Below are 24,965 nucleotides of genomic sequence, written 5' to 3' on the forward strand. Positions count from 1 at the left end.
CAATGAGCCAGAACATTTACCAATTTATCGATGTTGAGCGTGTTGATCCGCCAAAGAAGCCGATCGAAATCCGTAAAATCGAATTTGTCGAAATTTATGAACCCTTTACCCAGCAACAGGCCAGCGCACAAGCGGACCGCTGCCTGGACTGCGGGAACCCTTATTGTGAGTGGAAATGTCCGGTTCACAACTACATTCCGCAGTGGCTGAAGCTGGCGAACGAAGGCCGGATTCTGGAAGCCGTTGAACTGTCGCATCAGACCAATACTTTGCCGGAAGTCTGTGGCCGGGTGTGTCCTCAGGATCGTCTGTGCGAAGGCTCCTGTACCCTGAATGACGACTTTGGTGCGGTGACCATCGGCAATGTCGAAAAATACATTACCGACAAAGCATTTGAGATGGGCTGGAAACCGGATATGTCCGGCGTGGAATGGACCGACAAGAAAATCGCCATCATCGGGGCTGGGCCTGCGGGTCTGTCTTGTGCTGACATTCTGGTGCGCAATGGGGTGAAACCTGTCGTGTTTGACCGCTATCCGGAAATCGGCGGCCTGCTGACCTTCGGTATCCCGTCGTTCAAACTGGAAAAAGAGGTGATGATCAATCGCCGCCGGATTTTCACCGAAATGGGAGTCGAGTTCCGTCTTAACACCGAAGTCGGTACAGACGTTCAGCTTCAGGATCTGATCAACGAATACGATGCCGTTTTCCTGGGCGTCGGTACTTACAAATATATGCGTGCCGGACTGGCAAACGAAGATGCTGCCGGGGTTTACGACGCCTTGCCTTTCCTGATCTCCAACACCTACCGGGTGATGGATCTGGAAGAAAATGCGCCGGAGTTTATCGACATAGCCGGCAAGCGCGTTGTGGTCCTGGGCGGCGGTGACACCGCCATGGACTGTGTCCGGACCTCCATTCGCCAGGGTGCGAGTGATGTGATCTGTGCCTACCGTCGTGACGAAGCCAATATGCCCGGTTCACGCCGAGAAGTGAAAAATGCCCGCGAGGAAGGCGTGAACTTTATGTTCAACCTTCAGCCATTGGGTATTGAAGTGAACAGCAGCGGCCAGGTCAGTGGAGTGAGCGTGGTGAAAACAGCACTGGGTGAGCCGGATGAAGCCGGACGTCGTCGTCCGGAGCCGGTGGCAGGCAGTGAACATGTTCTGGAAGCCGATGCGGTCATCATGGCCTTTGGTTTCCAGCCGCATGCCATGCCATGGCTGGAGAGCTTCGACGTGGCACTGGATCAGTGGGGCCGGATCCAAACCAGCGGCAACCATGCGTTCCAGACCACCAACGAGAAAATTTTCGCCGGAGGCGATGCGGTTCGTGGCTCCGATCTGGTGGTCACCGCCATCGACGAAGGCCGACGTGCTGCGGACGGCATTCTCGATTTCCTCGGTCTGTAAGGCTTTCTTCCATGCATACAAGCGAGCGGCCTCCCCGCTCGCTTTTTTATGCCCTTCCTTCACCACCGACACCAACCGGCCGCCTTTTCTCTGATGGCTGGCATTGTTACAATCTCCACCATTCGCCGCACTGCAAGCGGTCCACTCTGAAGAAAGAGATAACATCAATGAAAATCGGCATTATTGGCGCGATGGAACAGGAAGTCGCTTTCCTGAAAGACCAGTTAGACAACTGCGAAGTTCTGAAAAAAGGCGGTTGTACGTTTTACACCGGCAGCCTGAACGGTGCAGACGTTGTCCTGCTGCAATCCGGGATTGGTAAGGTTGCCGCTGCAGTCGGCACCGCAGTACTGCTGGAAATCTTTGAGCCGGATGTCGTGCTCAATACCGGTTCAGCCGGTGGTTTCGATGCCAGCCTGAATGTGGGTGATGTGGTGATCTCCACTGAAGTCCGTTATCACGATGCCGATGTCACGGCATTTGGCTATGAAATCGGCCAGATGGCCCAGCAACCTGCGGCATTCCTGTCCGATGAAAAACTGATGCAGACAGCTGAGCAGGCGCTTGCCCAGCTCGATACAGAAACCCATGCGGTTCGCGGACTGATCTGCACCGGTGATGCTTTCGTGTGCAGCGCTGAGCAACAGCAACGTATCCGCACCCACTTCCCTCAGGTGGTTGCCGTAGAAATGGAAGCCGCGGCTATCGCACAAGCCTGTCACCAGTTCAACGTGCCTTTTGTTGTGGTGCGTGCGATTTCCGATGTCGCGGATAAAGAGTCTCCGATGAGCTTCGAAGAATTCCTGCCACTGGCGGCGAAAAGCTCTTCTGCCATGGTAGTGAAAATGACGGAGCTGCTGAACCGCTCATGAATGAAATGCTCGCGCTCCTCAATCAGCATCCGACCCTGCTGGCGATGTGGGGGGCGCTGGCATTACATTGGCTGCTGCCTGTTCCGGCCAGCATCCATCCCCTTCATACCTGGCAGCAAATTGCAGTTCAGCTCGCACTCCGGGTGAATAAAGACACCGACACGCCCCGCCAGCGCACCTTATCCGGGCTTCTGGCCTGGTCACTGATGTGGATGACGGTGCTGATCCTGCTGATCGCTTTTTATCAACTGGTCTGGTTTGACAGCCTCTTTCATCTGGTGCTGCTTTGGGTGGCACTGGGCTGGAAGGAAAGCCATCGTTTCAGTCAGACATTCATTCAGGCCTACAGCCGGGAAGATAAATCCGTCTGCCGGGAGCAACTGGCACTGGCCCTGAACCGGAAAACCGATAATCTCTCTCTGCTTGGTCTCGGCAAAGCCTGTGCTGAAACCCAATTACTCAGCTATGGCCGTCAGGTGGCTGCCGTGCTGTTCTGGTTCGCGATGGCAGGCGGATTCGGTGCTATTCTCTACCGGCTGGCTGTCAGTCTGGCCCGTAGCTGGTCACCGAGCCGCAGCCAGTATCAGTACTTTGGTTTACCCGCGGTACGGATTCTAGCAGCGCTGGATATCGTCCCGCTGCGTTTGCTGGCCGTAGTTGTCAGCCTGGGCAAGAACAGTCAGGCCGCTTTCCGGGGACTACGTGAACAAGGCGAGAACTGGCAGTTGCCGGGACCGGGCTGGTTACTGACAGCCACCGGCCACAAACTTCAGCTGGCGCTGGGTGGCCCGGCTATCTACGATACCACGAAGCTGGAACGACCGCGTTTGGGTGGCCGTATTGCCCCGGCCGCGCTGCATCTGTCTCAGATTGACCGTCTGCTCCAGCAGCGGCTGTGGTGCTGGGTGGCCGCGCAGAGCCTGATGATGTTTCTGATGGGGAGCCTGCTGTGAAACATCTTGTCCTGATATTGATCGGTCTGATACCGCTCGTGGTTCAGGCTGCCGAGACAAAACCTCAGCGTATTATCAGCCTTGCCCCGCATACCACGGAGCTGGCTTATGCTGCCGGTCTGGGCGATAAACTGATCGCCGCCAGCGATTACAGTGATTACCCGCCTCAGGCACTGGCGCTGGAACGGGTTGCCAATTACCGGGGCATCAAACTGGAACGCATTCTGGCGCTCAAGCCGGATCTGGTACTGGCGTGGAAAGGCGGGAATCCGCCAAGAGAAATGGAAAAACTGGAACAGCTTGGTATCCGGATCTTCTACTCGCATCCAGCCAGTCTCGCCGCGATTGCGGACACACTGGAAACACTGGGACAGTTTGCCGATGACCCGTCTGTAGCACAGCGTGCCGCCGGCGATTTCCGGCAAACACTGACGCAACTGGAACAGGCGTATCGCCATCAACCGCCGGTGCGTTATTTTTACCAGCTGGCGAGCTCACCGCTGATGTCGATGTCCGGCAACAGCTGGCCCAGCCAGGTTTTCAGCGTCTGTGGCGGAGAGAACATTTTTGCCGACAGCCCGGTCGCTTACCCGCAGGTCTCAAAAGAGCAGGTGATCGTCCGCCAGCCGGAAGCCATGTTTGCCGCCTTCGGCAGTGCCGGTCCGGATCCGCAGGTCTTTAGTCTGTGGCAGTCCTGGCGGGAGCAAATCCCAGCAATGCGACGTCAGCAGCTTTATCAGGTGGAAGTCGACTGGCTCAACAGGCCGACGCCGCGCGCCTTGCTGGCTGCAAAAACCATCTGTAAGCAACTGGATGAAGTGCGTCACCGGGCAACCAAATAGGGTGTGAAAGAGCTCACAAAGCCAGCGTAATCGGTTGTACGTATTACATTAGGCCGTACAATCTCTGCCGCTTTGACTGTGGTGTGGTCAGCCAGAACACCACAGCCTGTTCATACTGGCTATTCGCAGAGGCGTTATGCTGATTTACTCTCTTGATATGTTTGGCACTGCCATTTTTGCCATCTCCGGTGTCCTGCTTGCCGGGCGACTGAGAATGGACCCCTTCGGTGTCGTGGTGCTGGCCAGTGTGACTGCCATCGGCGGCGGGACGATCCGTGACATGGCCCTGGGTGCTACCCCGGTATTCTGGATCACAGACACCAACTATCTGTGGGTGATATTCGGTACCTGCCTGCTGTCAATGCTGGCGATTCAAAACCCGCGGAAAATGCCATGGTACTTTCTGCCTGTCGCTGATGCCATCGGCCTGGCCGTTTTTGTCGCGATCGGCGTCGAAAAAGCCCTTCGTTTCGGCGCTTCTCCCATGGTCGCCGTGATTATGGGCGTGATCACGGGTTGCGGCGGCGGGGTGATCCGTGACGTTCTGGCCCGCGAAGTGCCCATGGTGCTGAGAACCGAAGTGTATGCCACGGCCTGTATTCTCGGCGGGGTTGTCCACACCCTGGGTCTGTATCTCGGGCTGGAAACCGCAGTTGCCAGTATCGGCGGGATTGTCACGACACTCTCAATCCGTCTGGCCGCTATTCGCTGGCACCTGTCACTGCCAACCTTTTCGCTCCGGCACAACTGACCTGCAGTAATCAGTTTGCGGGACTGCGCTTGCGAAATAACCAAATCAGCAATGCCAGTCCCGCAATCACCGCAGCCGCCCAGAAGGCATGCTGATGATGATGGTAAAACAGGCCAATTTGCCCGATCTCTTCATGAAAAAAGGCCGGGCCTAAACCAAACACGGTCAGCCAGATCCCAACCGCCAAGGTATTTCCCATCAAAAAGTGATGTCTGGGCATCTGTGCCATCCCGCAGCCCAGGCACATCAATTGTTTCAGCCCCTCAAGAAAACGGCTGAGCACCAGCCCCATCACCCCGTATTTATCAATAAAGCCATGCACTTTCTCCACCGAGGCTGGCTTGAGCCAACCCCGCTGTTCAACAACATGCGAAAATCTTGAGCCGACCAGATATCCCGCAGTATTCCCTAACCAGCTGGCCGCCCCCGCAACCGCAAGCACCGCCGGTAAAGAAAATGTCCCGCTGACTGAGAGATAGCTTGCGACGATCAGTAAAGACTGACCGGGAGCGGGTATCCCCAGGCCTTCGATTGCGATGGCCAATGCCAGCACGGTATAGCCGTACTCTTGCATGAGTGGTGCCAGCTCCTGTACCAGATTCTGCATGCTGTTCTCCGGGAGTTCCTCTGATGAATGCTTTCCATGCTATACCCATTTCCTGACCTGAGAAAGAGACCGGTTAATTAAATAAACAAAAAACTTTACTTAAACAGGTTTCATACTATTATGTAAATAAAATGGTTTACATAATAGAAAATAAACCAAGCCAGGAGGCACCATGAAACCCTACGTTGAACATGCCAATCTCACCGTCCGTCATCTGGAAAACACGATCCAATTTCTGCAAACCGCAATCCCGGAATTTTCCGTCCGCCATCTGGGTCAGCAACCCACACATCGCTGGTGCCATATCGGCACGGATGAAACCTATCTGGCTTTGCAGGAGGTGGTAGATCGGGATCAAATCGACCGTCATCCCTACCTTGATCTGGGGATCAACCATATCGGTCTGGTCGTGGATGACATCTTGCAGGTGCGTACCCGGTTGCTGGAAGCCGGTTACCGGGAAAATGAGATGGAAACCAGCCACCCCTGGCGTGAGCGGGTTTACTTCTATGATAAGGATGGGATCGAGTGGGAATTCATTCAGTATCTGACGGCCGATCCAGCTTTGCGTCACGACTACAGCTTATAAAATCCGCAGAATAGGAGATCCCGACATGTATCATCCCATCCACCCCGAATGCCTGACCCTGATTCAGCAGGGACTGCAATTTGATCCGCTGTATGGCCCAGAACTGTCCAACCATTTGCCAATGGCGCTGATCGCGCTGACTCGCTGTGGGGCCAGTCCGCTTCAGCTGCAGCGCTTTTATCAGCACCACACCCCGAACCTGCAACCCGTCCGGCAACAGGGGCACATACAGGAAACAACCCCTGAATTGGGTGATCGCGATAGTTTTCCGGTGTTTCACCAGCAATTTCGCCAGCAGATCGCAGCTCAGGGGGTAACTCCCACACTGCAGGAATGGCTGCCTGTCTTGCTGCCGGGTCTTGCCGCCAGCGCCTTTCATGCACTCATTCGCCTCAGCTATGCCCTGGAAGCGGATGATGCCGATGAAATTGCCATGGCACTGGCCTACTGGGCCAGCGAATATCAGCCGTTGGGAGCACTGACACTGACAGACCGCTATCAGGCTGAAGAACAGCTGGCGCAGGCTTATCAGCGTTTCCACCACGTTCACATTCAGCCATGGATCATTACTGAACGTATCCGCGAAGTGGTCGCTCATCCGGACTATCGCCCTCTGGCAGCCGTGCCGGACACACTGAATGAAGCAGACATGGCCCGGCTGACCATCGGCTATTATCTGGCCAGCAATGACTTCACCCTGCTCCATGGCGTCACAAGTTTTGATGCCCTGCGACAATTGCTGCCTTATGTTCCGGATCGCCAGCTGGCACTGGCTTACTACTGGCAGGCTTATGTGGCTGCTTTTTGCTCGGCACAGACGCTTCATCCGATATCTTCATCGCCCATGACTGACATCGAAGCAGACTGGCCGTCGTGGTTCAGTGCTGTCACCGAAATGTCAGATGATCACAAGATCAAACTGGCATACAGCTGCAGCCGTCTGTATCAGGTGTTTCCGTTTGAGGAATATCTGACAGCGATCCGGATGCTGCTGGCCCACCCTGAATCATCATGAATAAAGGAATAACAAATGAAAACAATTGCTCTGGTTTACTACTCCGGCTCAGGTGCGACCCACCAGATGGCTCAGGCGATTGCCGAAGGTGCCAAAACGCAGCCAGGTATTCAGGTCATGAGCTACCGGATTTCTGACGAGGACATTCATCACGGTCGTTTCAATGATCCTGAACTCTTCGCCAGCCTCGAACAGGCCGATGCCATTCTCTTTGGCAGTCCGACCTATATGGGTGGCCCTGCCGCTCAGTTCAAGGCGTTTGCCGATGCCAGCAGCGACAGCTGGAGTGAGCAGGGATGGCGCAACAAACTGGCCGCAGGATTTACCGTCGGCGGCAGCCAGGGCGGCGAGCAGGACTGCACCCTGAATTACCTCGTCACTCTGGCCATGCAGCACGGGATGCTGTGGGTGGGAATGGATATGCCCAATGGTTATGATGACAAGCGAATCAACCCGATGGGGCGTCAGTTAGGCGCCAGTGGTCACACCCCGGCCGGAGAACTCAGTACAGCCGATCGGATGACTGCAAGCCATCTCGGCCAGCGGGTTGCCGGGTTGCTGTATGCTCAGTCCGGTGCAACACACACCGCCGTTCCGGCGCTGGCCTGAGTATATAAAAAAGGCGCCGCAATGGCGCCTTTCCTCATGTTGGTTCAACCGATTACTTTAGGGTAATCCGGGCGAATTTCCGCTTACCGACCTGATACACTGCTGTACCGGCAGCTGGTTCCAGCTTGGTGTCTTCCACTTTTTCGCCGTCGATCTTCACTGCGCCCTGACGAATCATCCGCAGCGCATCCGAAGTCGAGTTCACCAGATCCGCATCTTTCAGCAGATTGGCAATCGCGGCACCGGCTTCGAATTCAAATTCAGGCATCTCATCCGGCATTGCGCCTTTCTGGAAGCGGTTAATGAAATCCTGTTCTGCCGCATCTGCATCCGCCTCAGAGTGGAAACGGGCAATAATTTCTTTCGCCAGCAGGATCTTCACATCACGCGGGTTACGGCCGTTAGCAATGGCTTGCTTCAACTGCTCGATTTCTTCCAGCGGACGGAATGACAGCAATTCATAGTAGTTCCACATCAGATCATCAGAAATCGACATGATCTTACCAAACATTTCTGTCGGCGCTTCGGCGATACCGATGTAGTTGTTGGCTGACTTTGACATCTTCTTCACGCCGTCCAGACCCACCAGCAGCGGCATCGTCAGAACGACCTGAGGTTTCTGACCTTCAGCTTTTTGCAGCTCACGGCCCATCAGCAGGTTGAACTTCTGATCCGTGCCGCCCAGCTCAACGTCTGTTTTCATCGCCACAGAATCGTAGCCTTGCAGCAGCGGGTACATGAATTCGTGAATCGCAATCGGGCGGCCTTCGTTATACCGCTTTTTGAAGTCGTCACGTTCCAGCATACGTGCCACCGTCTGACTCGCAGCCAGGCGGATCATGCCTTCAGCACCCAGATTGGCCAGCCAGGTGGAGTTGAACTCGATTTTGGTTTTCGCAGGATCCAGGATCTTGAACACCTGCTCTTTATAGGTTTCAGCATTGCGCAGAACGTCTTCACGCGTCAGCGGCGGACGCGTGGTATTTTTCCCGGTCGGATCACCGACCATTCCGGTGAAATCACCAATCAGGAAAGTAACCTCATGACCCAGCTCCTGGAAGGCACGCAGCTTATTCAGGATCACGGTATGGCCCAGGTGAATATCCGGCGCTGTCGGATCCGCACCCAGTTTGATGCGCAGAGGACGATTTTCCTTCAGTTTGGCAATCAACTCTTCTTCCGGGATCAGTTCGTCGACCCCGCGCTTAATTTCCGCTAACGCTTGTTCAATGCTGGCCATTCTTGTTCACTCCCACAAAATTGGCATAAAAATGATAAAGGGCAATCTTACTTGAATAGCGATGTTTTTTGAAACCAGTTAGACTTAGGCTTGTCTTATTTTTCACTGATACGCAAAAAACATCATAACTATCATCAAATGCTAATATCAAAATTTTCCCGGCTGCCACGGATGCACCAGATTCTTATCTCCGCCATTAGCGCGGTGACTGTGCTGCTGATGCTGCTGCCGGAACCCGAGGACATGGACCAGCCCGAGCGAAAGTTTGAAATCGGCAAACTTTATCCTCTCGAACTCGATCTCAACGGCCCGCAGCTCAAAGCCAGTGGTGTGACGCCTCCTCTGCTGCCACCGCCGCTCACCTGGACAGAACATGAAATTAAGCCCGGCGAAAGCCTGGCACTGGTCTTCGATAAAGTCGGCCTGAGTCCTGCAACCCTGTACCGCCTGATCAATGCCGATGAAGGCACAAAATCACTGATTACCCTGCGTCCGGGCGACAAACTGCGTTTCGGACTTGATGAAAATAAGGATCTGATTCAGCTGATCCAACCAATCAATGCCACCGAAACCCTCTACATCACGCGCAAAGGCGATACCTTCTATTCGAAAAAAGAAGAGAAGAAAGTCGATACCCAACTGAATTTCGCCCAGGCCGTCATCACCTCCAGCTTCTGGAATGCGGCCACCGATGCGGGCCTGACAGCCAACCAAATCATGGAAATTGCCGGCATTTTTGGCTGGGACATCGACTTCGCACTGGATATCCGTGAAGGCGATACGTTTTCAGTGCTGTTTGAAGAGCGCTATGTCGAAGGCGAGCCAATTGGCCGGGGAAACATTCTGGCGGCTTCCTTTACCAACCTGGGACAGACGTTCACTGCGGTAAGAAACAGCCATGACGGGAAATATTACGACCCGAACGGTCAGGCCATGCAAAAGGCCTTCCTGCGCTCTCCGGTGAACTTCCGTTACGTGAGTTCCAACTTCAACCCGCGTCGCCTGCATCCGGTCACCGGTAAAGTCAAAGCACACCGGGGAACGGATTACGTCGCACCGGTGGGAACACCGATCTGGGCCGCCGGTGACGGTGTCGTCATGCAATCCAGCTATAACCAGTTTAACGGTAATTACGTCTTTATCCGGCACAGCTCGACGTATGTCACCAAATATCTGCACCTGAGCAAACGTCTGGTGAAAACCGGGCAGCGAGTCAAACAGGGACAGACTATCGGTAAACTGGGTCGTTCCGGACGGGTGACCGGTGCCCACCTGCACTACGAGTTTCTGGTCAACGGGGTTCACAAAAATCCGCGGACGGTTTCCCTGCCGCAGTCTGAATCGCTGAAAGGAAAGGCCAAAGCCGCTTTCATCCAGCAGGCGAATGAGCGCATCGAACAGCTCACCCAGTTCCGTCATCTGCTGGCAGCCAATACCAATGCCAGTCTGATCCCGTCGCGGGGCTAAGACTCTGCTATTCGTATAAAACTATTCGTATAAAAAAGCCGTCACATCTGTGACGGCTTTTTACGATTCAGCGAAAAAGAATTTATTACACGCTGAAAGAAGCACCACAGCCACAGGTCGTCGTGGCATTCGGGTTATTCACAAAGAAACGTGAGCCTTCCAGACCTTCCGTGTAATCCACTGTCCCGCCAATCAGATACTGCAGACTCATCGGGTCGACCACCAGGGTCACACCACTGTTTTCAATGGTGGTATCACCTTCGTTCACCTTCTCGTCAAAAGTGAAACCGTACTGGAAGCCGCTACAGCCACCGCCGGTGATATACACTCGCAGCTTCAGATTCGGGTTTTCTTCTTCCGCGATCAGCGCTTTCACCTTACTCGCTGCAACGTCAGAAAAGTTCAGCGGGATACTGGCATCGCTCATTAGCAACCTCTCAATTCATCATCACTTGGTCATCTGACCTTTATCACGATTATCTAATACCTGACTGCTGCGTTCAAGTATTGACCATCAAGTCTCGAATTTGCTGATCTGCGACAGGAATGGCCTCTCGCCATTGAATTCGCATTTACGTACAATAGCGCCCTTATCACCAAGGATTACAGGAAATAACCATGAGCAAATCGGCTGAATTATTTGCCAAAGCACAACACACCATTCCTGGCGGTGTCAACTCTCCGGTCCGCGCATTTGCCGGCGTCGGCGGCGATCCGCTGTTTATTGAACGTGCCGACGGTGCCTATATTTTTGATGCCGATGGCAAAGCATACATCGACTATGTTGGCTCCTGGGGCCCGATGATCCTTGGCCATAACCATGTAGCGATTCGTGATGCCGTCATCGAAGCCGCCCGTCAGGGTTTGAGCTTCGGTGCACCAACCGAAATGGAAATCACCATGGCAGAACTGGTCTCCAGACTGGTCCCTTCCATGGAGATGGTCCGTATGGTGAGTTCAGGCACAGAAGCCACCATGAGTGCCATTCGTCTGGCCCGTGGCTTTACCGGCCGCGACAAAATTATCAAGTTTGAAGGCTGCTACCACGGCCACGCCGACTGTCTGCTGGTCAAAGCCGGTTCCGGTGCCCTGACCCTGGGTCAGCCAAGTTCTCCGGGCGTTCCGGCGGACTTCGCCAAGCACACCCTGACCTGCGTCTTTAACGATCTGGACTCCGTACGTGCTGCTTTTGCAGAACATCCGGAGCAAATCGCCTGTATCATCGTCGAGCCTGTGGCAGGCAACATGAACTGCATCCCGCCGGTCCCGGGCTTCCTGCAAGGCCTGCGTGAGGTCTGCGACGAATTCGGCGCACTGCTGATCCTGGACGAGGTCATGACCGGCTTCCGCGTCGCACAAGGCGGTGCTCAGGCATACTACGATGTCAAACCGGATCTGACGACGCTGGGTAAAATCATTGGCGGCGGTATGCCTGTCGGCGCATTCGGCGGCCGTCGTGACGTCATGCAATATATCGCACCGACCGGCCCTGTTTACCAAGCTGGAACCCTGTCCGGTAACCCGGTTGCCATGGCTGCTGGCTACGCCTGTCTGTCTGTTCTGACGCAGGAAGGCAACGAAAAACGTCTGGCCCAGACGACCCAGCATCTGGCTGAAGGCTTCCAGGCCCTGGCTGACAAATACGGCATTCCGCTGGTGACCAATCAGGTTGGTGCCATGTTCGGCTTCTTCTTCACCGATCAGGAAAACGTTCACAACTATCAGGACGTCGCGCGCTGTGACGTAGAACGCTTCAAGCGTTTCTTCAATCTGATGCTGCAGAAAGGCGTCTACCTGGCTCCGTCTGCGTTTGAAGCCTGCTTCACGTCGCTGGCCCACGGCGAAAAAGAGATTCACGCTACGCTGGAAGCGGCGGAATACGCCTTTGCAACCCTGGCTGAAGAAGCCAAGTAAAGTTTCATCAGAACACATCCGCAAAGGGCAGGTTTCTCCTGCCCTTTTTTATTGCTGCCGGATACCGCCACCCCTTCAGCCCCGCCTAAACAGATTCACTGAACTGATGTCTCTGAAATTTCAAAGAAAGATCAGCTCAGAACATTGCCACCTCCGCAAGCTGATGCAATGATGAAAGAAGTCAAAACAGCTTGAGGACAATCCCGTGCCAAAACCGTTTCAACCCCAGTCACGCCACTGGATGCTCGTTGCCGCATTAGTTCTGGCAGCCTATGCCAGTTACCGGCTGATCGAACCGTATCTGGGACCCATCGTGATGGCCTTTATCATTTCCCTGCTGTTTTATCCGCTTCATGCCCGTATTGAAGGGAAACTGGGACGTCCGAACCGCTCAGCCATTCTGTCCTGCATCATCCTGACTTTCATCATCGTGATCCCGGTCCTGATCGTTTTCGCCTCGATTGTGCAACAGGGTTCGACCTTTTCGAAAGACAGCTATGCCTGGCTGACAAGTGGTGGCCCCAAAGACCTTCTGGCTCATCCTTATGCCCAGACCGCGCTGGATACCCTCAATAAATGGTCGCCGTTTGAAAGTCTGGACGTGCAGTCGATTGTTCAGAAACTGGCTACAGCGGCTTCCAAACTAGGCACCCAGTTGCTTAACATCAGCGCCAAACTGCTGGGTGATGCCACTAACTTTATCCTCAGTTTTATGCTGATGCTGTTCGTGCTGTTTTTCCTGTTGCGTGACCATAAAAAGATCGTATCCACCCTGCGCCATGTGCTGCCGCTGTCCCGCAGCCAGGAAGATGCCCTGCTGACAGAAGTCGAGCAAGTTGCCAAATCTGCGGTCATGGGCTCGTTTCTGACGGCTCTGGCACAGGGTGTCGCCGGTGGCTTTGCCATGTGGCTGGCAGGATTTCCCGGCTTATTCTGGGGATCCATGATGGCCTTTGCCTCTTTCATTCCGGTATTCGGCACAGCCTTAATCTGGCTGCCCGCAGCCCTGTATCTGCTGCTGATCAATCAGTGGGAATGGGCCGTATTCCTGGTGGCCTGGGGCATCATTGTGGTTGGATCGATCGACAACTTCGTGCGCCCGTTGCTCATGCAGGGCAATTCGGGGATGAATACCCTGCTGATTTTCTTCTCGATCCTCGGCGGTTTACATCTGTTTGGCCTGATTGGTCTGATTTATGGTCCGATTATTTTCTCAGTGACGCTGGTTCTGTTTAAACTCTATGAAGTAGAGTTCAAAGATTTCCTGGAACAACAGGACAATCAATAATCTGGCTGCCTTTCCATCCGGGCGCTTTTGTGGAACAATTCGCGCCCGGATTCAGAATCACCCACAGAGGCTCTCATGTCTGCCAATGCCGCAACGTTCAGCCCTGCCAGTCAGGTAGTGGCCCGTCAAACCGACTTTTTTACCGATCGTCATGTCCTGGTCGCAGGTGAACTGGACGATCTCTATCCGGTCGAACTGGCAAAAGTTGCTGCCAGTGTGCGTGTGTTTACCACCCATTACGGCCAGCACACGGTCCTGAGCCGCAGCAGAATCAGCAGTCATTTTGGTGCTGAACTGTGCGCTGAAGATGCCAAAGGCGTTGACATGATCCTGCTGTACTGGCCGAAGGCCAAGGCAGAAGCCGAATACCTGCTGGCGATGCTGCTGGCCCGGTGCGGCAAGGACACCGAAATCTGCATTGTGGGCGAAAACCGCAGTGGAGTGCGCAGTGCCGAAAAAATGTTTGCCGCGTATGGTCCGATCAACAAATATGATTCAGCCCGCCGCTGCAGTTTCTTCTGGGGACGTTGCCAGAACGAGGCACCAGCCTTCCAGCTTGATGACTGGTTCCGCAGCTACCCGCTGACGATCGGCGAGCAGACCCTGACCATCCGCTCCTTACCGGGGGTGTTCAGTCATGGCGAGTTCGATCAGGGATCCCTGCTGCTGATCGAGAACCTGCCTGCTCTGTCCGGCCGGGTTCTGGACTTTGGCTGTGGCGCCGGTGTGATCGGTGCGGTACTGAAAGCCCGCTACCCGGAAATCATGCTGGATCTGGCTGACGTCAGCGCACTGGCCATTGCCTCTGCCCGGGAGACATTCCGCGAAAACCATCTGGAAGGTCACTTTGTTGCCACAGATGTTTATTCCTCACTGCCGGAATCCTATGATTTTCTGATCAGCAACCCGCCTTTCCATGCGGGTCTGAAAACATTCTATGCAGCCACCGAGCAGTTTATCGAACAGGCACCGGCCCATCTGAACGAAGGCGGTGAACTCGTTATCGTCGCAAACAACTTCCTGCAGTATCCGCCGCTGCTCGAACGTTGCCTGGGCGGCTATAACATTCGTGCGAAAAACAATAAGTTCTCAATTTATCACGCGAAAAAATAATCCGTTGCCCTGCCATTCCTGAGACTGGCGGGGCATCATTTCCGCACTTTTTCCCGCTAAATCCGTCAAAAAAGCCAAAATTGTGTCTTGGCACACGCTTCGCAGCAGACTTCCTTGATTGTACGAAAAAACTCAGTATAACCGGGTATTCTGGTGCAACCGCCTTATTCAACCGTCAAAAATACGGCTTTCATTTTGACATCCCGAACCGGGCAAACCGGTTGCATCGCAGACAAATTGGTCAACCGCAGGTCAAAGGTCAGTCAGCAATGCAGAATACCACCCGTTTCAAACGCCTCCAGCATACCCTGATGCTGGCGTTTCTTCTGCTCAGCCTGATCCCGCTCACGCTGTCTTCCCTGTTCTTTCTTCACTCCCACACCCGGGATCTGGCAGAACAGAGCACCAGCCACCTGGCGTCCTTGCGAGATAATAAAAGCCAACAACTGGATGCCTTCTTCGCAGCAAAAGAATCTGAAATTCAAAGTTTTATCAGCTCTGAGCTGGCCAATGCCAGCGGGGGCCGTTTTTATGGAATCGTCGGGGCTTTTCGCCAGCTGGGGGATATTCAGCGCCTCAGCAAAGGCGCCAGCCGGGGGGAATATTTTAATCAAACCCTGACCACCCGGCCGCTGTCCGGCCATGTCGATAATACCTCACCAGATTTTATCGTTCAGGAACGCTACCGCCTGATTTATAAACGTTATCACTGGGCATACGAAGCGTATCTCAAACGCTCGGATTTCAGCGATATCCTGCTGGTCGATCTGGACGGTAACGTGGTTTATACCTCGCGCAGTCCGGCGCTGTTTGCCGCCAGCCTCAGTACCGAAACCGCACAGTATCCGGCGCTCAGCCAGACGTTCCGCGATATCCGGACCCTGACGCATCAGTACCGGGAACGCCGGCCGGAGAATTCCCGCCAGCCGCTCAGCGAGCAAAAGTCTGAACAACTGCCTATCGCCTACACCGACTTTGCCGCCGATGAAGACACGGGAGAAGCGACCGCCTGGTTCGCCGCCCCGATCATTCAGCATGGCTACCTGCACAGCTATGCTTTTTTCAAGCTGAGCAACCGGGCGATCGCCGCCGTGATGGCGAACAGCAGCGAAGGCAACCAGTTCGTCCAGACGCTGCTGGTTGGCCCGGATCACAATCTGCGCCTGCCAAATGACGGTCAGCTGCCAGCCCGGCTTGCCAGTCCGGGCATTGATCAGGCCCTGTCCGGTAAAACCGGTGTCGGCAGCCTGCTGAATTATAAACAGATCCCAGTTCTGAGTGCCTATGCCCCGATTGATGTGCTGGGCAATCCATGGGCGCTGGTGGTGGAATTACCCGAGCAGGAAGCCTTTGCACGTATTCACGAGCTTGAGGAATTTTTCCTTCTGGCGATTCTGGCCGCGGTCATGCTGGTGACCCTGACCGCTCACTGGCTGTCCAACTACATTACGGCGCCCTTACTGCGGTTGACCTGGGCCGCGGAACAGGTTTCGGCTGGCGATCTGGATCAGAAAATCACCTCGACCGACCGACGAGATGAAATTGGCCGCCTGGCAATCAGCTTCGCCCGCATGCAGCGATCCATCCGGGAAAAAATCACCCTGATCCGGGAGCAAAATACCGAACTGGAACAGAATCTGGCCGTCATCCGGCAACAAAATGAAGAGTTACAGACAGCCGACAAGCTGAAAGATGAATTTCTGGCCACCACCTCACATGAACTCCGAACGCCATTGCACGGGATGGTGGGGATTGCGGAAGCCTTACTGGCCGGGGCGAACGGCCCGATGCAACCCAGCCAGCAACACCAGCTGGACATGATCATCAATAGCGGCCAGCGGCTGACCAAACTGGTCGATGACCTGCTCGACTACCATAAAATGCGCTATGGCGACCTCGACATCCGCCCCCATGCTGTCGATCTGGCTGCAGCCAACCGTCTGGTACTGGAGCTGTCCGCACACCTGCTGGACAACAAACCGGTCCGGATGATTAACCAGATCCAGCCGGATCTGCCACTGGTTCTGGCCGATGAACAGCGGCTGGAACAGGTGCTTTATAATCTGGTGGGGAATGCCATCAAATATACTTCCGAAGGCAAAATCATTCTCTCCGCCACCGTCCTGGAAAATCAGGTCCGGGTTCAGGTGGTTGATACCGGCCAGGGGATCCCTCCGGAGCAGCTGGAACACATTTTTGAGCCCCTGGTACAGGCCAATACCGGGTCTGCCAACTACCGGCAGGGAGCCGGGCTGGGGCTGTCCATCAGTCGCCAGCTGATTGAGTTGATGGGCGGCAGCCTTTATGTCAGCAGCCAGCCCATGATTGGAACAACCTTCAGCTTTACTCTGCCGTTAGCGACGGAAGCCGATATTGCCCGCAGCCAGCCTGCAACCCAGACGCATTTTCAGGCTCCCCGTCAGGAACAAAGCATACTGGAGACAGAAAAACTGCCGGAAAATCCGGATGGCGAACTCTTGCTGGTTGTGGATGACGAGCCGGTGAACCTTCAGGTGGTAACCAGCTTCCTGCGGATTGCCGGTTACCGGGTGATCACCGCAGAAAACGGTGCCCAGGCGCTGAACATCATGGAAAATCAGCAACCTTCGCTGATCCTGCTGGATGTCATGATGCCCGGCATGAACGGATACGAAGTCTGTCAGGAACTGCGGACCCGCTACAGTCTGACGGAACTGCCGATCATTATGCTGTCGGCACTGGGACAGGCCCAGGACAGGGTCAAAGGATTTGAGAGCGGTGCCAACGATTATCTCAGTAAACCCTTTCATAAAGATGAACTCTCAGCCCGAATTCGCGCTCACTTGCAGGCAGCACAGACAGAACGCCAGCGACATGAAAATCAGGCCCTGCAGCAGGAAATCCGCCACCGTGAACAGGTTCAGGCAGCGCTGCTGGACACCCAGACCCGGCTGCTGGGATTGCTGGAATCCACCAGCGAGGCGATCCTCTGCGCCCGGGAAGACGGCCGTATCCGCTATGCCAATAATGCCGCCGGGCAGCTGTTCCAGCGTGCACCGGCACAGCTGGAACGGTTATCCGTGCAGGATCTCCTGCTGACCCAGTTGCCCGACGATATTGAAAATAACCGTCACTACCGCGGCGAACTCGTCTACCGGATCCAGGACCAGAACCAGACGCTGGCCACCGATTTAATCCAGCTGCCAGCGGAATCCGGTCTCAGTCAGATGTTCATCTTTGACCAGCAGGGCCCCAGCACCAAGGAACGGATTACGCTGCTGGAAAATGCAGTGGATGTCCTGTCCGGCTTTGCCTCAGACGGTGACAAGCATAGTCTGCAGCGGCTTCGCGAACTGGGCGACGAGTTCAGCCAGCTGGCCGATCGCCTGGACCTGTCGCAGCCGGACAAAGCTGATCAGCTGCGCCATCTGCTGGTTGAGGTGATGAAAAACAGTCTGCTGTTCTGGGAAAGTAGCACAGGTAAAACCAAATTTGACCTGGCAGAAGAAAGCGGTCTGTGGCGGGTCTATCTCGACCGCAGCACGCTGCAGACACGCACGCTGGATAAGTACCTGCATCTCGAGACCCTGCCGAAAACACCGCGCTGGCGAACGGTCCTGAACACGCTGGATTTTGTTCTGGAGCGATGTCCGCAGGCCAGTGCTGAAAGAGATAACATCGTAGAGATGCGAAACCGTCTGCAGCTGATGATCAGCCAGTAACTGAATCACAGTTCCCGGTGTCAGCGCATTCGATGTCCTTCTGCTCAGCAGGGCCTTTCCGACGATTGATTTGAACCTGGCTCTGTCTTTCCTGCGCTGTCATTCCAGCGCAGGCATCCATTCATTTCTGTGCCCCAAATGCTGCCCCCCCCTCTGGAAAACATTTCAAACTGTACCGCAACTTAATTCTCCCGCTGAAAAATAGCCCCGTTTTTGCCACAGCAACATGGATAAATAACCACCACTCACTGATGAAGAAATCGACTTTTTCAGGGATGTCATGGCCACCTTAATGACAAAATTCATGATATGAGACGTCACTCACAACAAAACCTTCACAAAAAATTTCCGTTTGAAAATAAGCGCTTTTCTCCGGCTAAAAGAGCCTCCCCAAAAAATAGAAACCTTCAAAAACCCTGATAATTAAACACAAAACAGGATAGTAAATACTTACAAATTTCTTATTCTGACCGCGTCATTCTAATGAAAAACAGAAAGACCACAGGTAAAATCAGCGCCGATTTTTACGGTTTTAACGGCACACGACAGTGTTTTGACGTTTTTAACGTGCAATGCAATTGACGAAAATCCGCTGAGGACGTTTCCTTAAGGGCACTGAATGTCCACAGGCCATCTGAACTGGTCGCGTTACTCAACCAGCACAGAGTGGATAAACAGCCTCCGCCACAGAAGGAAGGAGGAACCTAAGTGATGCAAAAACCCTACAAAGCAAAGAGTAAGGAACAGCTATGCTTGCCAACATAAAGAAAACAAAGATAACACTTGCCATCCTGGCTGCCGCTGCAGCTGCTATGACTTCTCCTGCGATGAGTGCAGATCGCAGTGAGCTGACCATCGTCCCGGATTTCTATCCGACGCTGGTTCGTAACTTCAACCCATATCTGCAAACCAACCTGCGCACCACCACAGACTTCGTTTTCGAGCAACTGGTGGTTTTCAACCAAATGCACGGCAACGAGCCGGTGATGCGTCTGGCAAAAGATTTCTATATGTCTGACGACCTGTTGCAGGTCACTTACGTCATCCGTGACGGCGTGAAATGGTCAGACGGTACCCCGTTTACTGCCAAAGACGTTGCCTTCACTTATGACCTGCTGAAGAAGCATCCGGCACTGGATCAGCGCGGTATCATCAAGTGGGTGAAAGACGTCAGGATTAACGGCAATAAAATCACCTTCGATCTGACTGAAGCCAACTCTAACGTACCTTACGAAATGTCTTTCGTACCTGTGGTCCCGGAGCATATCTGGAGCAAGGTGAAAGAGCCGGAGACTTTTGCCAACGAAAACCCGGTCGGTACCGGTCCGTTTACAGAAATCGACACCTTCACGCCACAACTGTACATTCAATGCCGCAACCCGCATTACTGGGATAACGCAAGCCTGAATATCGACTGTATCCGGATGCCGCAGATTGCCAACAACGACCAGTTGCTGAGCAAGGTCATTGCGTCTGAGCTGGACTGGACCTCTTCGTTTATCCCGGATATTGACAGCACCTATGCTGCAGCCAACCCGAACCACAAATACTGGTATCCGGCTGCCGGGACTCAGGCCTACATGCTGAACTTCAAATCGCCAAAAGCGGGTAACAACGAAGCGATCAACAATGTAGATTTCCGCCGCGCCTTCTCCATGGCAATTGACCGTCAGACCATTATTGATATCGCGTTCTACGGCAACGGCACACCAAACCATTATGCTTCTGGCCTGGGTGACGGGTTCAAAGCCTGGTCTGACAAAGCGGTGTATAACCAGTACAAACAATACAACACCTACAGTCTTGAAGGTTCAAAAGCACTACTGAAAAAAGCCGGTTTCAAAGACATTGACGGTGACGGTTTTGTCGAAACGCCGACCGGGAAGAAAATTGAGCTGGATATTCAGTCGCCCAATGGCTGGACCGACTTCAACAACACCGTTCAGCTGACTGTCGAGCAGTTACAGGAAGTCGGGATCAAAGCCAATGCGCGTACCCCTGACTTCGCGGTGTATAACGAAGCCATGCTGAAAGGCAGCTACGATGTGGCTTACACCAACTACTTCAACGGTGCCGATCCGCACCTGTACTGGAACAGTGGTTTCAACTCCCGCCTGCAGAGTGAAGGCAACCCGCGCTTTGCGATGCACTTCTACAAGAATGCAGAACTGGACCAGCTGCTGGACGGTTTCTACAAAACTGCGGATAAGAAAAAGCAAATGGCAATGGCACACAAGATCCAGAAAATCATTGCTGAAAATCAGGTGACTATTCCTGTGATGTCCAGTGCTGACATGTTCCAGTACAACACCTCAAATTTCACGGGCTGGTGGAACGAGCAGAATCCGAAAGGCCGTCCAATGGTCTGGGCCGGTATTCCGGAGCGTCTGTTACAAGTGCTGGACCTGAAACCAAAATCATAATTATTGCTTCTTTTGCGGTGCGCCTTCTGCGCACCGCCTCTTCCCCCACACTGTTTGAGAGTATGGCGCGAGACGTCAGGGGGTTTTTCGTCCAGAGTTCAGCCCAGGGTCGTTTCGTCACTGGTTGGGAAAGGTGTGAGTTATGGGATTTTTTCTACGTCGTTTATCGTTCTACCTGGTTGCCCTGCTGTTTGCAGCCTCGTTGAACTTCGCAATTCCCCGGGCAATGCCCGGCGATCCGGTGACCATGATGTTCGCCAACGCTTCTGTTCAGGTGACCGCCGAACGGATTGAAGCCATGAAAAAACTGCTGGGCTTTGACGAAGCTCAGACGTGGTACCAGCAATATTTCACCTACATCAAAAGCATTCTGAACTGGGATCTGGGGATCTCAATCAAATTCTATCCGCAGACGGTCAACGACATTTTAGGCGGTGCACTTGGCTGGTCACTGTTCCTGGCCGGTTCCGCCGTGATTCTCGCGTTCTGTATCGGCTCCGTGCTCGGTATCTTCGCCGCATGGAAACGCGGCAGTAAATATGATGCCTTTATTTCACCGGGGATGCTGGTCATTCAGGCGGTCCCGCCTGTGGTCATTGCCATGCTGGTGCTGTTTACCTTCGGCCTGGGCCTGAAATGGTTCCCGACCAGCTATGCCTACACGCCGGGTACCCTGCCAGACTGGACCCGTTGGGCTTTCTATCAGGATGTGCTCTATCACGCCGTTCTTCCCCTGATCTGTGCCACAGCCATTCAGATCGGCGGATTCCTGATCAACATGCGAAACAACATGATCAACCTGCTCAACGAAGACTACATCACCATGGCCAAAGGCAAAGGCCTGAATGAAAACCGCGTGGTCTTCAACTATGCCGCACGAAACGCCATGCTGCCCAGCGTCACGGCCCTGTCGATGGCACTGGGAATGGCCATCGGCGGCCAGCTGATTGTCGAAATCATTTTTAACTATCCGGGGCTGGGGACTGTGATGCTCAATGCCATTCACGCCCGTGACTATCAGGTGCTGCAAGGTCAGCTGCTGATCATGACCCTGTTTATGCTGTTCTTTAACTTCATGGCTGATCTGCTGATTGTGGCGCTGGATCCCCGCCTGCGTAAGGGAGGCAAATAATCATGAAAGCCTTTATCAAACTTCTCGCAAACAATAATAAAGCGCTGGCAGGCCTGATCATCATCTGCTGCTTTATTCTGGCCGCAGTGTTTGCACCGCTGATCACCAAACATGAACCGGATCGCCGGACCGGCAACCCGCATGAATACCCGTCTTTTGTCGTGAAAGCAGCGCAGGACACCCCGGATGGCTGGGTGGCTCAGAATCTGGCGGACAACAAACGGACGCTGCGGATGTCGAAGAAGGCAGACCACGTGCTGGGCACATCCCGCATGGGCCGGGATATCTGGTCTCAGCTGGTCTACGGTGCCCGCACGTCTCTGGCAGTCGGGTTTGGTGCCGGTCTGATGGTCTGCTTCCTGGCGACAGTGATCGGCGTCTCTGCCGGTTACTTCGGCGGCCGAGTGGACGATGTGCTGACAGCCGCCATGAATATCATGCTGGTGATGCCTCAGCTCCCGTTGCTGTTCGTCATCGCGGCCTTCATCGGTCAGGCCGGGCCGCTCACGATCACCATTGTGATTGCCATGACTTCCTGGGCCTGGGGTGCGCGGGTGGTGCGGGCTCAAACCCTGTCACTGCGTGAAAAAGAGTTCGTCAAAGCCGCTGAAGTCCTGGGGGAATCGTCCTGGCGCATCATCTTTGTCGAAATTCTGCCAAACCTGATTTCCATCATCGGCGCCAGCTTCATCGGCTCTGTGATGCTGGCCATCATGACGGAAGCCACCCTGTCCTTCCTGGGACTGGGCGACCCGAACTCCATCAGCTGGGGGATCATGCTTTACAACGTCCAAACCTCATCATCCATGCTGGTCGGTGCCTGGTGGGAACTGCTGGCGCCTTGTGTGGCGCTGACTCTGATTGCCATCGGCCTGGCCCTGCTGAACTTTGCCGTCGATGAAATTGCCAACCCGCAGCTGCGTTCTCATAAAGGCCTGCGCCGCTGGCAGAACATGGCGAAGAAAAATCAGGCAGCACAAGCTGCCACCAAAGCAACCGCTCAGCCTGCACTTCAGGGAGGAGAGAAGTAATGACGACTCCGCAAATTTCCATCCGTAACCTGTGCGTCGATTACATCACCGACGCCGGGGATGTCCGTGCCGTGAACAATGTCAGTTTTGACATTGGCAAAGGTGAAGTCTTCGGCCTCGCCGGTGAATCCGGCTGCGGTAAATCCACTGTTGCCTTTTCCCTGATGCGGCTGCACAAGCCGCCCGCGTTCATTACCGGCGGTGAAGTGCTGTTTGAAGGTCACGGAGACATCCTGAAGTTCAACGATCAGAAGCTGAGCAGCTTCCGCTGGAGTGAAATCTCCATGGTCTTCCAGAGTGCCATGAATGCACTCAACCCGGTTCTGACCATGGAAGAACAGTTCTGCGATGTGATTATGCACCACACCAACCTGACCCGGGAGCAGGCGGTGCGACGCGCGCAGGGACTGCTGGAGATCGTCGATATCCATCCGGATCGCCTGCAGGACTACCCGCACCAGTTCTCCGGCGGCATGCGTCAGCGCCTGGTGATCGCGATTGCGCTGGCACTGAATCCGAAGCTGATCATCATGGATGAGCCCACCACCGCGCTGGATGTCGTGGTGCAGCGTGAAATCCTGCAAAAGATTTACGCACTGAAAGAAGAATTCGGCTTCGCCATTCTGTTCATCACCCATGACCTGTCACTGATGGTCGAGTTCTCGGACCGCATTGGCATCATGTACTCCGGCGAACTGGTGGAAGTGGCACCGTCCAAGCAAATTCTGGAAACACCGTATCACCCTTATACGGAAGGACTGGGCAGCTCTTTCCCGCCACTGACCGGGCCTAAAACCCGCCTGCAGGGAATTCCGGGCAACCCGCTCAATCTGCTGGATGTCCCGCAGGGCTGCCGTTTTCAGGCTCGGTGCAGCAAAGCCCATGATGCCTGTTTTTCGCAAAGCACTCAGCTTCGCCAACTGGAACCCGGCCGTTTAAGCAACTGCCACCTGTATCAAAAATAAAATTAAGAAGGATCGGAGGCAAGATGAGCAATCCAGTCGGAACCCCAATTATCGAAGGGAAAAATCTGGTCAAAGACTTTGCAGTGAACAGCAATTCACTGGCCAAATCGAAGATGCGGGCACTGAATCAGGTGTCGTTCAAAATGTACAAAAGCCGCGGTCTGGCGGTCGTTGGTGAGTCGGGTTCCGGCAAGTCCACCACCGCCAAGATGATTGCCAAGATGTACGAGCCGACGGCGGGCAGTATCGAATACTACGGCCGGGACATTCAGAACATCATCCGAAAATCTGAACTGATGCAGTACCGCCAGGGCGTGCAGATGGTCTGGCAGGACCCGTTCGGTTCCCTGAACCCGACCCACACGATTTTTCACCATATTGCCCGCCCGCTGCTGATCCACAACAAAGTCAGCAAGGGCAATAAAAAAGAACTGGAAGAAAAGGTCTACGCGCTGCTGGAACAAGTCGGCCTGATCCCGCCGAAAGAGACCGCCGCCAAGTACCCGCATCAGCTGTCCGGTGGTCAGCGTCAGCGGGTCAATCTGGCCCGGAACATTGCTGTGGGAGCCGAAGTAGTTCTGGCTGATGAGCCCACCTCGATGCTGGATGTTTCCATCCGTGCCGGGGTACTCAACCTGATGGAAGAAATGAAGTTTGAGCGTGAAATGGCGCTGCTCTATATCACGCACGACATCGCCACGGCCCGGTATATCGCTGAGGATCTGGCGGTCATGTATGTCGGCCATATGGTGGAATGGGGAGATACGGAAGAAATTATCCACAACCCGCAGCACCCCTATACCCAGCTGCTGATTTCCGCGGTGCCGGATCCGAGTAAGTCGATCCATGAACCGCTGGCCGGCAACAAAGGCGATATTCCGCTCTGGACACCAGAAAGCCTTGGCTGCCCGTTTGCCGGACGTTGCAGTCATGCCACGGAACAGTGCCGTCAGCGACTGCCGGAAGTCACCCAGCTGGCAGAGAACCATTTTGTGCGCTGCTATCTGTACCAAAACTAAGTGCCGTCGATGAGGACAGCAA

General features: G+C 54.3%; 21 protein-coding genes. 18 read left to right on the forward strand and 3 right to left on the reverse strand.

Annotated features, from left to right (window positions below; translation table 11 throughout):
• The first annotated feature begins 2 nt into the window (after positions 1-2).
• The 5 genes from L4174_RS13550 (at position 3) to L4174_RS13570 (ending at position 4,830) form a co-directional block, all read left to right on the forward strand.
• Positions 3-1,412, forward strand: a complete 1,410-nt coding sequence (locus L4174_RS13550; RefSeq protein WP_248141412.1) for an FAD-dependent oxidoreductase — start codon at positions 3-5, stop codon at positions 1,410-1,412.
• 167 nt (positions 1,413-1,579) lie between these two features.
• Entirely contained in the window at positions 1,580-2,284 is a 705-nt protein-coding gene (gene mtnN, locus L4174_RS13555; RefSeq protein ID WP_248141413.1) for a 5'-methylthioadenosine/S-adenosylhomocysteine nucleosidase, read from the forward strand.
• Positions 2,281-3,237, forward strand: coding sequence for a cobalamin biosynthesis family protein (locus L4174_RS13560; protein WP_248141414.1), 957 nt, complete (start codon positions 2,281-2,283; stop codon positions 3,235-3,237). The genes mtnN and L4174_RS13560 overlap by 4 nt, the downstream gene beginning before the upstream one ends.
• On the forward strand, positions 3,234-4,079 hold the full coding sequence (gene btuF, locus L4174_RS13565; protein ID WP_248141415.1) for a vitamin B12 ABC transporter substrate-binding protein BtuF: 846 nt from the start codon (positions 3,234-3,236) through the stop codon (positions 4,077-4,079). The genes L4174_RS13560 and btuF overlap by 4 nt, the downstream gene beginning before the upstream one ends.
• Positions 4,080-4,215: 136 nt before the next feature.
• The gene (locus L4174_RS13570) at positions 4,216-4,830 is read left to right on the forward strand and encodes a TRIC cation channel family protein (protein ID WP_248141416.1); all 615 of its coding nucleotides are present in this window, start codon (positions 4,216-4,218) and stop codon (positions 4,828-4,830) included.
• 10 nt (positions 4,831-4,840) lie between these two features.
• Here L4174_RS13570 and L4174_RS13575 read toward each other — a convergent pair whose 3' ends face one another.
• Positions 4,841-5,437: a DedA family protein gene (locus tag L4174_RS13575; RefSeq protein ID WP_248141417.1), complete on the reverse strand. Its 597-nt coding sequence runs from the start codon at positions 5,435-5,437 to the stop codon at positions 4,841-4,843.
• A gap of 172 nt (positions 5,438-5,609) precedes the next feature.
• On the opposite strand from L4174_RS13575, the gene L4174_RS13580 reads away from it, so the two are divergent.
• From L4174_RS13580 to L4174_RS13590, 3 genes are read left to right on the forward strand one after another with little or no spacing between them, the layout of a single operon-like run.
• Positions 5,610-6,026 carry a VOC family protein gene (locus tag L4174_RS13580; protein ID WP_248141418.1) on the forward strand — a complete coding sequence of 139 codons (417 nt, stop codon included), beginning with the start codon at positions 5,610-5,612 and terminating at the stop codon, positions 6,024-6,026.
• A 25-nt stretch (positions 6,027-6,051) separates the two neighbouring features.
• The gene (locus L4174_RS13585) at positions 6,052-7,041 is read left to right on the forward strand and encodes a questin oxidase family protein (protein WP_248141419.1); all 990 of its coding nucleotides are present in this window, start codon (positions 6,052-6,054) and stop codon (positions 7,039-7,041) included.
• 15 nt (positions 7,042-7,056) lie between these two features.
• Entirely contained in the window at positions 7,057-7,650 is a 594-nt protein-coding gene (locus L4174_RS13590) for a flavodoxin family protein (protein ID WP_248141420.1), read from the forward strand.
• Positions 7,651-7,702: 52 nt separating this feature from the next.
• Here the strand turns inward: L4174_RS13590 and tyrS are convergent, their stop codons facing one another.
• Positions 7,703-8,890 (reverse strand): tyrosine--tRNA ligase, encoded by a 1,188-nt coding sequence (gene tyrS / locus L4174_RS13595; protein WP_248141421.1) that lies wholly within the window; start codon positions 8,888-8,890, stop codon positions 7,703-7,705.
• A 138-nt stretch (positions 8,891-9,028) separates the two neighbouring features.
• On the opposite strand from tyrS, the gene L4174_RS13600 reads away from it, so the two are divergent.
• Positions 9,029-10,357 (forward strand): peptidoglycan DD-metalloendopeptidase family protein, encoded by a 1,329-nt coding sequence (locus L4174_RS13600; protein WP_248141422.1) that lies wholly within the window; start codon positions 9,029-9,031, stop codon positions 10,355-10,357.
• An 85-nt stretch (positions 10,358-10,442) separates the two neighbouring features.
• On the opposite strand, the gene erpA is transcribed toward L4174_RS13600, so the two are convergent.
• Positions 10,443-10,784 (reverse strand): iron-sulfur cluster insertion protein ErpA, encoded by a 342-nt coding sequence (erpA, locus tag L4174_RS13605; protein WP_248141423.1) that lies wholly within the window; start codon positions 10,782-10,784, stop codon positions 10,443-10,445.
• A 191-nt stretch (positions 10,785-10,975) separates the two neighbouring features.
• On the opposite strand from erpA, the gene hemL reads away from it, so the two are divergent.
• From hemL to L4174_RS13650, 9 genes are all read left to right on the forward strand, one after another.
• Positions 10,976-12,271, forward strand: coding sequence for a glutamate-1-semialdehyde 2,1-aminomutase (hemL, locus tag L4174_RS13610; protein WP_248141424.1), 1,296 nt, complete (start codon positions 10,976-10,978; stop codon positions 12,269-12,271).
• 205 nt (positions 12,272-12,476) lie between these two features.
• Positions 12,477-13,559 (forward strand): AI-2E family transporter, encoded by a 1,083-nt coding sequence (locus L4174_RS13615; protein ID WP_248141425.1) that lies wholly within the window; start codon positions 12,477-12,479, stop codon positions 13,557-13,559.
• A 75-nt stretch (positions 13,560-13,634) separates the two neighbouring features.
• Entirely contained in the window at positions 13,635-14,672 is a 1,038-nt protein-coding gene (gene rsmC / locus L4174_RS13620) for a 16S rRNA (guanine(1207)-N(2))-methyltransferase RsmC (protein WP_248141426.1), read from the forward strand.
• Between the two features lie 269 nt (positions 14,673-14,941).
• The gene (locus tag L4174_RS13625) at positions 14,942-18,373 is read left to right on the forward strand and encodes a response regulator (RefSeq protein ID WP_248141427.1); all 3,432 of its coding nucleotides are present in this window, start codon (positions 14,942-14,944) and stop codon (positions 18,371-18,373) included.
• Positions 18,374-19,122: 749 nt separating this feature from the next.
• Positions 19,123-20,796 (forward strand): ABC transporter substrate-binding protein, encoded by a 1,674-nt coding sequence (locus L4174_RS13630; protein WP_248141428.1) that lies wholly within the window; start codon positions 19,123-19,125, stop codon positions 20,794-20,796.
• Between the two features lie 142 nt (positions 20,797-20,938).
• On the forward strand, positions 20,939-21,928 hold the full coding sequence (locus tag L4174_RS13635; RefSeq protein ID WP_248141429.1) for an ABC transporter permease: 990 nt from the start codon (positions 20,939-20,941) through the stop codon (positions 21,926-21,928).
• 2 nt (positions 21,929-21,930) lie between these two features.
• Positions 21,931-22,959 (forward strand): ABC transporter permease, encoded by a 1,029-nt coding sequence (locus L4174_RS13640; protein ID WP_248141430.1) that lies wholly within the window; start codon positions 21,931-21,933, stop codon positions 22,957-22,959.
• Entirely contained in the window at positions 22,959-23,924 is a 966-nt protein-coding gene (locus tag L4174_RS13645; protein WP_248141431.1) for an ABC transporter ATP-binding protein, read from the forward strand. The genes L4174_RS13640 and L4174_RS13645 overlap by 1 nt, the downstream gene beginning before the upstream one ends.
• A 23-nt stretch (positions 23,925-23,947) precedes the next feature.
• Positions 23,948-24,943 (forward strand): ABC transporter ATP-binding protein, encoded by a 996-nt coding sequence (locus L4174_RS13650; protein WP_248141432.1) that lies wholly within the window; start codon positions 23,948-23,950, stop codon positions 24,941-24,943.
• The last annotated feature ends 22 nt before the right edge of the window (positions 24,944-24,965 follow it).

The organism is Photobacterium sp. CCB-ST2H9 (genome assembly GCF_023151555.2).
Taxonomy (GTDB): Bacteria; Pseudomonadota; Gammaproteobacteria; order Enterobacterales; family Vibrionaceae; genus Photobacterium.

Coding starts and splice junctions, on each gene's coding strand:
- L4174_RS13560 (WP_248141414.1), top strand. CDS start 2,281: ATGAATGAAATGCTCGCGCTCCTCAATCAGCATCCGACCCTGCTGGCG.
- L4174_RS13550 (WP_248141412.1), top strand. CDS start 3: ATGAGCCAGAACATTTACCAATTTATCGATGTTGAGCGTGTTGATCCG.
- rsmC (WP_248141426.1), top strand. CDS start 13,635: ATGTCTGCCAATGCCGCAACGTTCAGCCCTGCCAGTCAGGTAGTGGCC.
- L4174_RS13575 (WP_248141417.1), bottom strand. CDS start 5,437: ATGCAGAATCTGGTACAGGAGCTGGCACCACTCATGCAAGAGTACGGC.
- L4174_RS13635 (WP_248141429.1), top strand. CDS start 20,939: ATGGGATTTTTTCTACGTCGTTTATCGTTCTACCTGGTTGCCCTGCTG.
- L4174_RS13650 (WP_248141432.1), top strand. CDS start 23,948: ATGAGCAATCCAGTCGGAACCCCAATTATCGAAGGGAAAAATCTGGTC.
- L4174_RS13625 (WP_248141427.1), top strand. CDS start 14,942: ATGCAGAATACCACCCGTTTCAAACGCCTCCAGCATACCCTGATGCTG.
- mtnN (WP_248141413.1), top strand. CDS start 1,580: ATGAAAATCGGCATTATTGGCGCGATGGAACAGGAAGTCGCTTTCCTG.
- tyrS (WP_248141421.1), bottom strand. CDS start 8,890: ATGGCCAGCATTGAACAAGCGTTAGCGGAAATTAAGCGCGGGGTCGAC.
- L4174_RS13600 (WP_248141422.1), top strand. CDS start 9,029: ATGCTAATATCAAAATTTTCCCGGCTGCCACGGATGCACCAGATTCTT.
- L4174_RS13585 (WP_248141419.1), top strand. CDS start 6,052: ATGTATCATCCCATCCACCCCGAATGCCTGACCCTGATTCAGCAGGGA.
- L4174_RS13640 (WP_248141430.1), top strand. CDS start 21,931: ATGAAAGCCTTTATCAAACTTCTCGCAAACAATAATAAAGCGCTGGCA.
- L4174_RS13570 (WP_248141416.1), top strand. CDS start 4,216: ATGCTGATTTACTCTCTTGATATGTTTGGCACTGCCATTTTTGCCATC.
- L4174_RS13630 (WP_248141428.1), top strand. CDS start 19,123: ATGCTTGCCAACATAAAGAAAACAAAGATAACACTTGCCATCCTGGCT.
- L4174_RS13645 (WP_248141431.1), top strand. CDS start 22,959: ATGACGACTCCGCAAATTTCCATCCGTAACCTGTGCGTCGATTACATC.
- L4174_RS13590 (WP_248141420.1), top strand. CDS start 7,057: ATGAAAACAATTGCTCTGGTTTACTACTCCGGCTCAGGTGCGACCCAC.
- hemL (WP_248141424.1), top strand. CDS start 10,976: ATGAGCAAATCGGCTGAATTATTTGCCAAAGCACAACACACCATTCCT.
- erpA (WP_248141423.1), bottom strand. CDS start 10,784: ATGAGCGATGCCAGTATCCCGCTGAACTTTTCTGACGTTGCAGCGAGT.
- L4174_RS13580 (WP_248141418.1), top strand. CDS start 5,610: ATGAAACCCTACGTTGAACATGCCAATCTCACCGTCCGTCATCTGGAA.